At 66.8% G+C, this 13,334-nt stretch carries 7 protein-coding genes and 1 tRNA gene; 3 read left to right on the forward strand and 5 right to left on the reverse strand.

What is annotated here, in order from left to right:
• Complete coding sequence (pglW, locus tag ACGF4F_RS04800) at positions 1–4,215, reverse strand: BREX system serine/threonine kinase PglW (protein WP_393074857.1); 4,215 nt, start codon at positions 4,213–4,215, stop codon at positions 1–3.
• 568 nt (positions 4,216–4,783) lie between these two features.
• On the reverse strand, positions 4,784–4,987 hold the full coding sequence (locus ACGF4F_RS04805; protein ID WP_393074860.1) for a hypothetical protein: 204 nt from the start codon (positions 4,985–4,987) through the stop codon (positions 4,784–4,786).
• 177 nt (positions 4,988–5,164) lie between these two features.
• Here ACGF4F_RS04805 and pglX point away from each other — a divergent pair, with 177 nt between their 5' ends.
• Entirely contained in the window at positions 5,165–8,440 is a 3,276-nt protein-coding gene (gene pglX / locus ACGF4F_RS04810) for a BREX-2 system adenine-specific DNA-methyltransferase PglX (protein ID WP_393074863.1), read from the forward strand.
• 242 nt (positions 8,441–8,682) lie between these two features.
• Here the strand turns inward: pglX and ACGF4F_RS04815 are convergent, their stop codons facing one another.
• On the reverse strand, positions 8,683–10,191 hold the full coding sequence (locus tag ACGF4F_RS04815) for a PIN-like domain-containing protein (RefSeq protein ID WP_393074866.1): 1,509 nt from the start codon (positions 10,189–10,191) through the stop codon (positions 8,683–8,685).
• Between the two features lie 99 nt (positions 10,192–10,290).
• Complete coding sequence (locus tag ACGF4F_RS04820) at positions 10,291–11,187, reverse strand: hypothetical protein (RefSeq protein WP_393074869.1); 897 nt, start codon at positions 11,185–11,187, stop codon at positions 10,291–10,293.
• Positions 11,188–11,614: 427 nt separating this feature from the next.
• Between ACGF4F_RS04820 and ACGF4F_RS04825 the strand changes: the two genes are divergently transcribed.
• Positions 11,615–11,713 (forward strand) — tRNA-Ser (locus tag ACGF4F_RS04825).
• A 289-nt stretch (positions 11,714–12,002) separates the two neighbouring features.
• A complete protein-coding gene (locus tag ACGF4F_RS04830; protein WP_393074871.1) occupies positions 12,003–12,167 on the forward strand; it encodes a hypothetical protein in 165 nt (54 codons plus the stop codon).
• A 264-nt stretch (positions 12,168–12,431) separates the two neighbouring features.
• On the opposite strand, the gene ACGF4F_RS04835 is transcribed toward ACGF4F_RS04830, so the two are convergent.
• Positions 12,432–13,283: a transposase family protein gene (locus tag ACGF4F_RS04835; RefSeq protein WP_393074874.1), complete on the reverse strand. Its 852-nt coding sequence runs from the start codon at positions 13,281–13,283 to the stop codon at positions 12,432–12,434.
• Positions 13,284–13,334: the final 51 nt, after the last annotated feature.

Genomic DNA, 13,334 nt, shown 5'->3' on the forward strand with positions numbered 1-13,334 from the left:
CTACTGCTCCTTCTGGGTGGCTGCGCTCAGGGCAGCCGTGCTGTCGATCCACTCGTTGTCGAGGTTGACGAACTGGTTGGGTGCGGCGAGCGGAACCGGCCGGCCGTCAATCACAGGACCGTGGTTGCCGTTGAGCTGCGGCACGAGCAGCCAGACCGCACGGCGGCGCGAGGCGGCTAGGTCCGTCCAGCGGGTGAGCAGCGCCATGTTGCCGTAACGGGCGAGCGGCGACGCGTCCGTGAGCAGCACGGGCGAGTCGTCACGACCCGCGGACAACGCCCGCTCGACGGTAGCCTCGACCTCGGGCCAGGATCGGCGGATCAGCTCCTCCAGACCGCGACGGGGACGGCTCGACTCCCGTTCGGCGTCGGCGGCGCGCACCAGATCCCAGGGCATGTTGGCGGCCGCGGACACCGCACGCAGCGCGTCCAGCAGCGCGCCGGTCAGGTCCACCGTCGTCGCTCCGTACCGCGCCTGGACGGCGTCGATCAGACGGCCCAGGCGATCGGCGCGGGTGCCGAGCGCGAGGAATGACCGGCTGCCGATCGAGGTCTCCAACCGGGCACCCAATGCACCCGTGGCACCCACTGGGGAGGTGGTCACCGCGAGACTGGTCGCCGACCGGGAATCCAGCCCGGTTGTTGCGGAACCGGTGTCCAGGGCCCGGTAGACCCGAAGCCGGTCGTCGAAGATCAGGCCGAGACCAGCCTCCGTGATCAGGCCGTCGAGCGTCGGCCGCCGCGGCAGCTCCGGCGCGGCGGGGAACCGAACCCGTACGCGTTCGCGGATCTCGTCTGGGGTGAGCTGCTGCCCGCCGAAGTCCGCGAACGTCTGGGCCAGGGCCGCGACCGCGGTGAAGCCGCGGTGGTGCAGATCTCCGGCACCTGAGGCAGCCGCGTGGGTCGATGCGGCGGCGGCCAGAGTCACCCGGCGCAGCGGGTCGGCGAGGGCTGCCGGCCATCCGCTCTCGGTGGGGACAGCCGCTTCGAGGCGGGCCTGCGCGCGTTGCGCGGGGATGACGGCGTTCGCGGCGTCGCCGGTCGCGTTGACCAGGCGGTCCGCCTCCGAGGCGAGCGACTCGGCGACATCGCACAGCGCGTGATCCTCGGCCAGCAACGTGACCACTCCCGCGCGCCGGCGTACCCAGACGGGTGGCTGCGAGCCGTCGGCCTTGTTCATCGCCTTGCGGCGTTCCAACGCGAAACGGAGCAGACCACGAGCCAGTCGTTCGTCGGGATGCGTCTCAGGCGCGAGCGTTTCTGTCACCGTACGGGTCAACTCCGCGACCGTCGCGACCGAGCCGAGTTCGGTGAGACGGGCCGAGACCGCCTCGGCCAACCGGTCGAGAAGCGCTCGGGCGTCGTGATCCCCGGCCCAACGCTCTTGCAGGGTTCCGAGCAGCGTCGTGATGCGCGACTGCTGGACCGGCTCGTCGAGGTTCGCCCCGAGCTGAGCGTGCGTCGCGAAGGCGTCGAGCGTCGTTTCGAACCCCAGGATCAGGCGGACGACTCCACCGCGTGACGGTGAGCGCGGCGTGGCGACAACGCTCAGCAGAAGGTCTGCAGCTGCCGTGGGGGTGAGCTCCGGACCGCTTCGCTCCGCCGCGCGGATCTCGGAGCCGAGCCGGGCGCGCCATTCCTTGATGCGCGAGGTGAGCTGAAGGCGGGTCGCGTTCTTGACGCCCTGAAGGCGGGACAGCTGAACGGGGTCGACGGTCAACAGCTCGCCGACCGTCTGGACGGCATAGGGTTCCAGCGCCGACAGGGCGCGGGCGGTGAGCCCGGAGTCGCGCAGCGGCGTGGTCAGCGTCGCCCGAGCTGCCAGCTCGTCGTAGGACTCGTCGGGCTCGGTCGTGGCGTCCTTCGCGAAGATCCTCAGCCATGCGGCTCGCATCGCCTCGGCGGTGTGGTGCCGGGCGCCGGCATCGCGGGCCAGCGCCTTGCGGAAGAAGTCGACCAAGTCACCGGCGAGCGTGGCGTCGAACATCTCCGGCCTGATGGTCGCGTCATCCGGGATGCTTCCCGGGTCGCCCTCGCCGTCCCCGTAGACCGGCGTGCTGCCGGTCGCCATCTCGAAGAGAACCACCGCGGCGGCATATCGTTCCGCTGCCGAGTCGTATCGGTCCCGTGTGCCGGTGAGGAACGGGTCGAGGTAAGGCGGGGTGCCGGCCTGCGTAGCGGAGGCTGCAGCGCGGGTCAGGGAGAAGTCGAAAAGGACCAGGTGCTTGGTGCGGTCACCGCGGCTTTCCCGTACGCCCAGGTTGGACGGCTTGATGTCCCGGTGGTCGATCCCGGCCTTGTCAAGCGCGACGAGGCAGTCCAGCAGGTCCGTCCCGTACCGTTCCAGCAGGTCGAATGACAGGCGGGTGCGCGTCCGCAGCGCGGTGGTGAGAGTCTCCGGTCCGGCACTTTCGAGCAGGAGGGCTCGCCGGCCACCGACGACGATCGGTCCTTCGAGGACCTTTACGATCCGCGGGACGTCGAGGCGCCGCAGCGCCTCCGCCTCATCGTCGAGACGGGTTGCGGCGGTATCGTCGAGGGCCACCTTCAGGACGCACTCGCCGTTCCCCTCGACGTGCAGATCCTGCACGAGCAGACCCACCGCGGTCGAGCCCTGCCCGAGGCGCCGGACTAGCCGGAACCTTCCGTCGAGGACCGCGCCCGGTGCCGCCTCGAGCGGATCGGTCTCCTCACTCGTCGCGGCGTCGCGCTCTGCTGCGGCGAGCTGCGACAGGAACGTCGCGACGTCGGCCGTCCGCCGACTGGGCGCCGGATCGGTCGCTTTGAGGACCAGTGATCGCAGCGTCGACGGGACCTGAGGTAGCTCGATCGCCAGGTCGAGGCCGTGCTGGTCGCGCAGGCGCTGCCTGAGAGCGTTCCGGTTGGGTGCCGGCGGTCTCCCGGTAATCAGGTAGAAGGCGACTGCGCCCAGCCCGAACACATCGAGCCGGATACGGTCGGCGTCTGCGCTCCACGCCCCCTCCGGGGCGCTGAACACCTCGGCCATTCCTGGTCCCTGGTCGGCGAGGGCGGCGTCCACCAGGGAGGTCACCCCGTGGACCGAAGAATGGGTGGCCGCGGCGCCCTGGACACTGCCGGCGCCCTGCCAGTCACCGACCCGCACCTTGACATCGCTCTGGGTGCCGGCAACCGGACGCACCCAGACCGCCTGGGGGATAAGACCGCGGTGCACGACCCGGTTGTTGTGGGCGTACTGCAGCGCCTCGCCGACTTGGCGGATCATCGACAACTGCGTCGCCAGCGGCACACCCTGATCCTGGCCGGCCAGCCACAGGTCAAGGCGCTGCCATTGCGGGTCGTAGGGGTAGACCAGCCCGACGCCGAGCTCGGACTCGACCAGGTCACGCGGGCGCAGCAGCCCGTCGTGCTGCAGCCGCGACATGACCCGGAACTCGTGCTCCGCGATCCGCCGGGCCGACGCCCGCTCTTGCTGCCCCGCCGTGGGTGGCAGGACCCGAAACCGGATCCGGGCACGGTCCTGCTGGACCACCCGGTGGTAGGCGAGCCAATCCTGCCAGCCCTCGTCCGAGTCGATGGCCTGGTCCTCGATGATCCAGGACCCTGCCTCACGCTCCCGGCGTTGCACGAGGCCGATTCGTTCGAGCAGCTTCACCAGGATGTGTTCCTGGTTCGGTCCGATCGCCCGTCGCCCCGCAGGCTCAAGCACCAGTTCAGAGATTCCGGTGAGATTGCTCTGGGTGCTGCGGTTATCCAGGCCGTAGAGGTTGATCGCGCTGGACGAGCCAAGAGCGCATCGCAAATCGGGATGGTGCAGGAAGACTGCCTCCTGTACGAACGGGATGACGTCTCGCTCGTCGGGAATCTGCACGTTCTGCTCTTGCGCCCATAGACGCAGCTCGTCCTTCAGCTTGCTCGCGAAAAACTGCGCCTTGCGCCGCGCCAGCTTGAGCGGGGAATCCTCCGGCCGCCGGCCATCGCGGGTCCAACGTTGGTCATCGCCGCGGAGGGTTCCGGAGTAGTACTTCAGCTCGATGAGGTGCAGTTGCTTACGGCCGAGCAGGAGCAGGTCTACCTCGTGCCATCGACCCCGCGAGTCGCGGAACTCGAAGTTCGACCAAGCCCGAAACGGCGTCTCGCCGGGCATGATCGCGCGGACTAGTGCCAACCCTTCAGCCTCGTGCGGGAACTGCGAGGGCGAGACCTCGATCCACCGGTCTTGCCCAGCCTCTGCCACCGTTCACCCTCCGCACCGCGCCTGGCCGTCCCCGAACCTACCGCCCCTGGGCCGCAGGAGCATATCCGGTCAGTAGTGGATCACCACCGTCTCCGCTCAGCAAGTTGCCGCCCTGCGAGAAGATGTACATCCGCGGGATTCGTGTTGGCTGATTGGCTAGAGCGGTAAAGACGGATGGTTGGACATCGGTAGATGTGTTGGCTGCCGTGCTGACCGGCTCAGCGGCTTCGCGGACGTACGTTTTGCGGCTCCCGCGCCTTCGGCCTGGGGGCTGGAGTAGGCGGCGGTGCGCCGCATGTTCCCCGCAAGCGACGCGACGGTGTTGGTCACGCCGAGGTCGGCCAGCCGGAACGGGGCAACCGGTCATCCTCGCCCAGCGCTCGGTGAAGATCGCGTCGCGTTGGGTCAAGTGGGTCCGAGGCACCGCGTACTCATCACGGTGATCGAAAAAGGTATGAGCAGGACGGGCGAGGGTTTCGGAACCCAGATGGGCCTACCACGCGAGCGCCGCTGGGCCGGCAGGCCCAGCGGCGCTCGCGTGCGGCTCATCGGCTGTGCATCCAGAGTCTCAGGGCCGGCCCGGCGACGAGGTGAGGAATGCCGCTATCGCCAGCAGGAGGAGCACGGTGCCGCTGAAGCTGGCGGCTCCGGTGAAGATCCCGGCGACCGGATCTCTCGAGCTCATCCCTGTCAGCAGCCCGGCGGCCGCGCCCACCATGAGGCTGAAGATGATGATCACCGCGAGCCAGAGGGGGCGCGTCGGAGGAGTCATTGCCGATCCGTCCTTTCGTGGCCTCCGGCTGTTCCCGGATGCTTGTCAGGCACCGGGGCACGTCCGTGCCTGTCGATGGCGAGCAGCGTGCGGCGGAGAGGGGAAGCTGTGAGGGTAGAGTAGCTGGTGTTCTAACACGGGTCAAAAATTCAGGAGGCGAGTCTCAGCGTGTCGATCGTGGAGCTATCCACCCATCTTCGCCGACTCGTGCGGGTTGTGGAAGAGGATCTACGCACATCCCGGACCGGCGAAGCTTCGGACGTGCAGGTCGGCCAAGCAGCAGTCGCGTGGGTACTGGGCGCCCTGTTTGTGCGGTTCGCGGAGGATAATCGCCTGATCGATCCACCGTCGTCACCTGCGCCGGGCCAGCAGCTGCCCTGGCTCCTCTCCCGGTTCGAGTCCTTCGCTGCGGTCGATCCGGGAACCGGGCTGTTCGAGCGCGGGCAGAACGCGCTCTTCGACCTGCCGATCTCGGAACAGATGGCCAGCCAACTGGTCGCCTTCTGGAATCGTCCCGACGCCGACGGAGGCAAGGCGCACGACCTCGCCGCCGTGGACCTGAACACCGGCTTCCTAGGCGACCTCTACCAGGTCATCGATGAGAGCGCCAGCAAGCAGTACGCCCTACTGCAGACGCCTTCCTTCGTCACCGAGTTCATCTTGGATCTCACGCTTGAACCTGCCATCCAGGAGCGTGGGCATGAGGGCCTCCGCCTGATGGATCCGGTCTGCGGGTCGGGGCATTTTGTCCTGGAGGCATTCACGCGGCTGTTTTCCGTCTGGCAGCGGGCCGCTCCCACGGTTGCTGTCGAGGATCTGGTCGGTCGTGCGCTGCGCTCCGTGCACGGGGTGGATCTCAACCCTTTCGCCGCGGCAATCACCCGGTTCCGCCTGCTCATGGCTGCGGTGCGCGCGTGTGGCGCCACGAGGCTCAGCGAGGTTGCCGGGTTCGACTGGAAGTTCTCGGTAGCCGTCGCCGATTCGCTGGTCGAGGACCCCTTCGGCGGCAACTACGACGTGGTGGTGGGCAATCCGCCCTATACCACCGTGCGGGACAAGATCCTCGACGGGGTCTACCGTGCCCTGTACGACGCCTGCGTCGGCAAGTACGCCCTCACGATCCCCTTCTCGCAGAGGCTTTTCCAGTTGGCGCGGCCCGGTGGCCATGTCGGTCAGCTGACGTCCAACTCGTTCATGAAGCGCGAGTTCGGTCGAAGGCTCATCGAGGAGTTCTTCGGGCACCGGGTTGCGCTCACCCACATCATCGACACTTCGGGCGCGTTCATTCCAGGCCACGGCACGCCCACCGTGATATTGATCGGCCGCAATGAGCGGCCTCGTGACGCGGCGCCGGTGCTCACCGTGGCCGGTCTGCGTGGCGAGCCGGCCGTCCCGTCCGATCCGGCTCGGGCACCGGTCTGGCGATCGTTGCTGCGACAGACGGCGCATCCTGGTCGCGCCGACACGTGGTCGGCGTCTCGCTACGTCAGCCAAGAACAACTCCGCTCGTTTCCGCTGAGGATTGCGACAAGCGAGGCGGACGAGGTCCTTGCGGAGATCGCCGGTGCGCCACGTCGGCTGAACGACTATGTGGTGCGAATTGGATACTTCGCCAACACGGGATCGGATGACATCTTCACCGCGCCACGTCACACCTTCGCAACGCTGGGAGTTCCTGCTGACGACGCCCTCGTGGGCGTGATCTCCGGCTCCGAGGTCCGGGACTGGAACGCCCGGGCTGACCGCCACGCATTCTGCCCGTACGATTCATCGGGCAACATCGTCCCGATCGAGCAGCATCCCGCGCATCTACGACGGCTGTGGCCGTACAGGCTGGTGCTGCAGAACCGCCCATCCGGTTTTGAGGGAGGATCTCCCGACCAGAGCGGAAGACCCTGGTACGGCTGGCATCAGTTCATCGGTCGGATGGGCACCCACGACCGGCTGATCACGTATTCCTGGATCGCCACCCACAATCACTTCGCCTCCCTGCACAGGAATGAGGTGCCACTGCAATCCGCGCCGATCATCGAGCTCCCCCCCGACGCGCCGGCACAGCGACGCACCGACCTGACCGCATGGCTCAACAGTTCTTCGGTCTGCTTTTGGCTTAAGCAAGGCAGCAACAGCAAGGGCAAGCCGGGCCTCGACCAGACCGGCACCGGCGAACACTGGGACGCCTTCTACGAGATCGCCGCCACCCGGCTACGTGAGCTCCCATTGCCCGAGAAGCTGCACACCACGTACGCCGATGAGTTGGACCAGCTCGCCCGGGAGCTATCTGAGGTCACTCCCGCGGCGGTCCTCAGCCACCAGTCCCCGAGCCGCGAAGGATTCTCCACGGCTCGCTCCCGTTGGGAAGCTATCCGCGCCCGCATGGTGGCCCTGCAGGAGGAGCTGGACTGGGAGGTCTATCTCCGGTATGGCGTGACCGAGGACGAGGGCCTGCTGGCCGCTGCCTCCGCCGTTCCGCCACTGAGCTTCGGCGAGCGAGCCTTCGAGATCGCCATGGCCCAACAGATGGTCGTCGGCGAGCTGGACACTGCTTGGTTTGTGCGGCACGGCGGTCTTCCGACCACCGATCTACCTGCGCACTGGCCGCCGTCCTACCGTGAGGTGGTCAAGCGGCGCATCGACGCGATACAGCGGGACAGTCGGTTGCAGACTCTGGAACGGCCGGAGTTCAAACGACGATGGGCCTCCCCGGGCTGGGCCGTCATGGCGGCCGGTGCGCTGCGGACCTGGTTGCTCGACAGGTGCGAGACGGCCGAGCTCTGGTACGACTACGCAGACGGCGCAAGGCGTGCACGACCGCAAACGATCATAAGGCTCGCCGAGCTGCTGGGCGAGGACCCAGCGATCATCCAGGCCGCTGAGCTGTACGCACCAGGCCAACCGCTGGTCGACGTCGTGAGGGGCCTGTTCGCAGACGAGGTCGTCCCCTACCTCGCCGCCCTACGTTATCGAGATTCGGGCATCGCGAAGCGCGCTGAGTGGGAGGAGACGTGGCGGCTGCAACGGGAACAGGACCTGGGTCTTACCGTGCCGGTCTCGCTACCACCGAAATACAGCAGCGCCGACTTCCTAAAGGTGAGCTACTGGCGACACCGTGGCAAGTACGACATGCCTGGCGAAAGGTTCGTGTCCTATGCGCGCTCGGGAGGCGCCATCAAGGATGCCGTGGTGGGGTGGGCCGGCTGGCCCGTCGAGGACCGGGCCACGGTGTTGTCCGACCTCGCGTCAGCCGCGCCGACTCGCGATGACGCCGTTCCGCTGCTCGCCGGTCTGCTCGAGTTGCTGCCATGGGTGAAGCAATGGTGTGGCGACCAGCAGTACGAGCGCCACCGCACGCTGCTGGACGACTTGATGGTCCGGTGGGTTGTCACCGAGGAGGATCTACGCGGTTGGCGTCCACTAAAATCGAAGCGCGGGCGGCCCCGCAAGCACAGCTGAGCGATGTATTAGCCCTGAGCCACCTCGTAGCAGATTGTCGAGCGTATTCCAATGTGTTCCGGCTCCATTGGAAGCTGGCCGGTGTTGACAGCTTCGTAGGGCACGCAGTCCTTGTCAACGCCGGCTGGACTTTGCGGAGCTGACAGTCGGCGATAGCGACTCTCACCGCCCGCGTTGCTCGCCGTGGCAAGGCCGCCGCAGGGGTTCCGTCGCGGCGGTCGGGCCGTCTTGGGGTGACTGGTCTAGGAGCGCCGGACGAACTCGACCGTTTCGGTCTCCGTCCGTACACCGCGAGCTTTGAAGCCTGCCGCTGCTATCGCTTTGCCCAGTGAGTTCTGCGGAGAGTACCAGTAGGGGAGGTGCTTGCGGGCCGAGGATGCAAGCGTGTCGCCGAGAATGTCTTCGATCTCACCGAAGGTCATTGACGTCGCTTCGGTATCCAGAGCCGCCAGATAGTCAGCGAGTGGCTGATACTTGCCGCTTGCTTCTGCATCCAGCCCTGTGCTGGGCGGTGTTGTGTTCGGGTTGAGGATATCCACAACCTCCGACGGGATTCGGATGGCACTCAAGGCGCCGGCGTCGATGTAAACTGGCTTCATCATCGGTGTGACGGAGGGCGGTAGGACCCTAGCGGCCTGCAGGTCGCCGGTGATCCGGGCGGTTGGTCGGGTGATACCGCGCAGCATCCGATCCTCGCGGTAGTCGCAGAGGGTGTAGATGTCTTCGCGACTGATGGTGCCGCCGGCAGACGCGGCGGCAGTGATCACGTCGGCTAGGTCGCGTCGTCCTTCGCCGCGTAGCTGCTGGAGCAGCATGTCCACCGCTTCAGCCGTCCACTTGCCAGGCTCGTGGATATCTGCGCGGTTGACGTCGGCGTCTCTGGCGGACTCGGGATTGACCTCGACATCGAGAGCCTGGGATCGGTTCAGCAGGTCGCTGGCCCGCATCAGGAACAGACGGCGCCCCGTGCTGTCGAAGAACTCTTTCGTCATCTCCTGTCGCGGGCCGATCATGTCTGGCCCGCGGCGCCACCACCAGTCCTCCTTCTCGTCGTTCGTGACGATGATGAGGTCCATGTCCCGCGTTTTCGCCTCGTGGCATGCCTGTCGGTAGACGAGGAAGTCACCAGCCGCGCCCTCCGGATACTGGTCGCCCTTTTCTGCGTCCAGATAGCCGGGAGGTATGAGTTCGTCAACGCGCTGATTGCCCTCGGCGATCAGAGCGTCCCAGACCTTGTCCCCAGGGCGTCGGAGGACCCTGCCGGCCAAGAGCTCGGAGAGTCTACTCAGTACCGGGTCCGCATCGGCCGGTGTGGAGGGGTGAACGCGGTCGGGTGTGGCTCGGTCGATCGCATCCCGTAGGCGTTGGAACACGCCATCGATGTCAACGTGCAATCGCTGCAGTTCGGCGTCGTCGATGGCCAACTGCTTGGACCAGGTCTCGAGAGCCCGCACTGCCGCTGCCCGGCTTTTCTCCAGGGCGGCGCGGGCTTCGCCTGTCGCCTGCTCGGGATTGCCGATGGCGCGGAGCCGATTGCGGTGGAACTCGCGCATAGCCTGATACGGCACGACGAGACGGTCACCGAGCTTCTCGAAGATCGTCAACAGGTCCGCCGTCGTCCGAGCGTTGTAGCGGTAGAGGTTGAGAAGCACGTTCGCGTCTACCGCGACTAGCGCGGTGGTCAACGCCTGGCGCGACTCGGCCTCGCTCACCACGCGATAGCCCTCGAACCCGTCGAACAGCCCAGCCATCGACGACCTCCCTAAGACAGACCTTATTGTTGTCGATCCCCTGGCGTGGGTCCTATGGGCCGAGCGGCCGAATGCCGGTCTCCTTGGCCGCTCTTGCGGTCAGGCCTCCGACCTTCGGCGGGGCTGGTCCCTGATGAGGGCGGCCAGTTCGGCTCCGGTTGCGGTGAGGTCGATTGGGGTGCCGGCGAGCTGGTTGGCCAGCTTGTCGATGGGGTATCGCAGCAGCCGCTGGTATCGAGTCGCGTAGACGGCGAGGTGGGTGACGTGGTGACCGTCGTGAAGGGCGAGCAGCGCGTACGTCAGAATCTGACGGATCAGCTCGTCGAGGTAGTGGCCTTCGTCGAGTCGGCCGCTTTTCACTTCGAGCACGGTGGTGCCGAGGAGGAAGTCGGCCTGGCGGTGTCCGTCGAGCAGGGGCAACTGTGCGGTCGCCGGTCCGTACGAGCGGAGAGCGCTTTGGAGGCCGCTGGAGTAGCTGGACCAGACGGTACGGAAGGCATGCCTCGTCTGGTACGTCTCTTGGGGGCGACCGTGGAGGAGGTGCGGGTACCGCTCGAGGACATAACGTGTGCGAGCCACAGCGTCGGAGTAATGACGATCGAATTCGTTGAGCAGGATACGAACGTTAGCGAGTCGGCTGGCGGCGGTGAAGAGGTGCGCCGGGTGCAGCGGGGGGTCGTTACGGCGCCCTGCGTCGTACCTTGCGGCACCGGCAAGCTCGGGTTGATAGCCGGCCATGGTGAGCAACCGGGTTGCGAGGCCGGGGCCGAGGCAGTGGAGCAGACGAGGGTACGGGCTCTGATCGCAGAGGGCCAAGCCGATGGCGAGTTCGACAACGTGGCCGAAGTACGACTTGTTCGGCGGGTCGGTCAGCAGGACCGGACAGCGGCGAAGGTCCGCCGCAATCTCGGCGCGCAGGACAGGCTGGTGCGGAAAGGCCTCGGCAAACCAGGCGCGGACAGCGTCCTGCGGTACGTGATGAAATCGGGTGATCATGGCGGTACTCCTCTCACGGCAGGCGCGACGCTGACCGCGGGCGCGGCAGCGAGGGGCTCAGCGGGGCAGGGGAACGCGCGAGACAGCAGGTCGGCGATAGGCCTTCGCCAGTCAGGTGGGGTGGGGCCGCGAGCGGTTTGTAGCCCTCGGCGTTCAGGCCGCGAGGTGGGCTCCGCGAGAGGAAGCGGCAAGCAAGGGGAGACGGATAGACCGGCGTCCCGACTCCTGCACGGTACGGCGGACACGAGCGACGCACAAGGACCCCTACGCCCGCTGCTCTGAGTAGCGTGGCCGGCCAAGCAGCGGTTCCGCTCAGCTGGCTTATGGTCGTCTGGATCGCGGTATGCGGGTGCTCAAAGGGTGCTCGCGCGCCGTGGACGACGGGCATCCGGTGGCACACGGCGGCCCACAGTCAATGGACTGGTAGGCGCAAGTGGGACTGCCATCGCCGTGCGGGACTCATGAGCACGGCATCGACGGAACCTTAATCCGCGGGTTCGGGGTTCGAGTCCCTGGCGGCGCACCAAAGATCAAGGCCCTGACCTGGCGGCTCACACCGAGTCGGGGTCTTCTTCGTGTCCGGCGGTGGTGGGTGGTCGCTCGGTGGGTGCTCGGGAGCCGTTGGACCGGTCGGTGGTTGCCGGGACGCGGCGCGGTGCTCTTGGACGTCGGTGGTTGTCACAACGTCCGTCGTGGTGCACCTGATGAGGTCTCTGCGGAGCGCCGCTGGCGGCAGTGGGCATTGGTGAGGGGCCGGCCCCCAGTGTCGCGTCCGTCTGATGTTGAGGCTTGCGGTCGGGTCATAGGCTGCGCGCGTGTTGTCGATCGACAGGGAGCAGTTCGCTGCCGGTGTCCGGTGGTGGCAGACGAAGACGAGTTGGCCGAACGACTTCCACAACAGCGACTACGAGATGCTGGCCGCCCAGAGCCCAGATGGAGATTTCGGGACAGCTGGTGGGCGGGCTTCCTGCAGCGGCTGACCACGTGGAAGGCGTTGCGACCTCACTCCCAAGCCGACGTGACCCGTCTGCTGAACGACAACCGGGACGATTTGGCCCGCGCCTGGCATCAGGCATGCGCGCCGGTGCAGGACGTGGACATTTCCAGCGTCACGTGGGCTTAACGATCTTGTGCACATTAGAAGTGCCTTGCAACCTGCCGCTTATACAAGGTTGTCGTTACCAGGTGATCATGCGGTCGGAGACCAGGCCGGCGATGGCGTCGATGGTTTCGGGCAGCAGTTCTCAACGGCCGGTGAAGCGTTGCAACTGGCGCCACCATTTCAGGTCGGCGATGGCGTGTTCGACTGGTATGCGCTGGGAGGACTGATGTTTGCGTTCGGCTTCCCACTGAGCTTGTCGGGCTTCGGGTGCGCCGGGGCGTAGTTTCAGCGGCGGTGCGGTGACCTGGTCGGGGTGGTCCTTGGCCATGCCTTGGTAGCCGGCGTCGACCAGGACTTTCACCTGTGGGTAGGCGTGCAGCAAGGTGTCGATACCTTCGACCCGTACGGCGGTGGTGTCGTGCATCCGGCCCGGTCGGTGTCCGCCGCACCACAGCGTCGTGCCGTACTCGTCCGCCACGACGGTGGCCTTGATCGTGTTCTGCTTTGCTTTGCCCGACACGAATGCCTTGCGCCCAGGCCGGCCGACGCGGGGCCGACGTACCCGGATCTCCGTGGCATCCACCCGCAGGGTGACGCCTTCGGCCGCGGCGTAGGCGAACACGTCCGCGAGGGTGTGCAGCCGGATCCCGCTGGGGCGGGCGAACCCGCGACGGGCCAGCACGGGCCGGACCTGCCCGATCGCCCGGGTCACGGTCGAGCGGTCCACCCCGAACGCTACGGCCAGGGCCTCGTGCGGCACCCCAAGACGCAGATGGGCAAGGGTGAGTACCAGCCGGTCAGCGAACCGCAGTGTCAGACGACGACCAGCACAAGCCGCCCGCAGCCGGTCACCACCCCGACGGGCATGCAACCGGCCTTCCCGACCCGCCAACCACATCGGAAACACCTCAGCACGTAGCAGGTGCAGATGCCGGCGGGAGATCCCGGTGAACGCAGGATGGCCGAACACACGACGAGCCCACCGGATCGACATCCGAAGATCATCGCCTACGTCGGACGGGCACCACCAACCGTCCCATTGTGC

Source organism: Micromonospora sp. NPDC047740, from assembly GCF_043204735.1.
In the GTDB taxonomy this organism is placed as follows: domain Bacteria; phylum Actinomycetota; class Actinomycetes; order Mycobacteriales; family Micromonosporaceae; genus Micromonospora.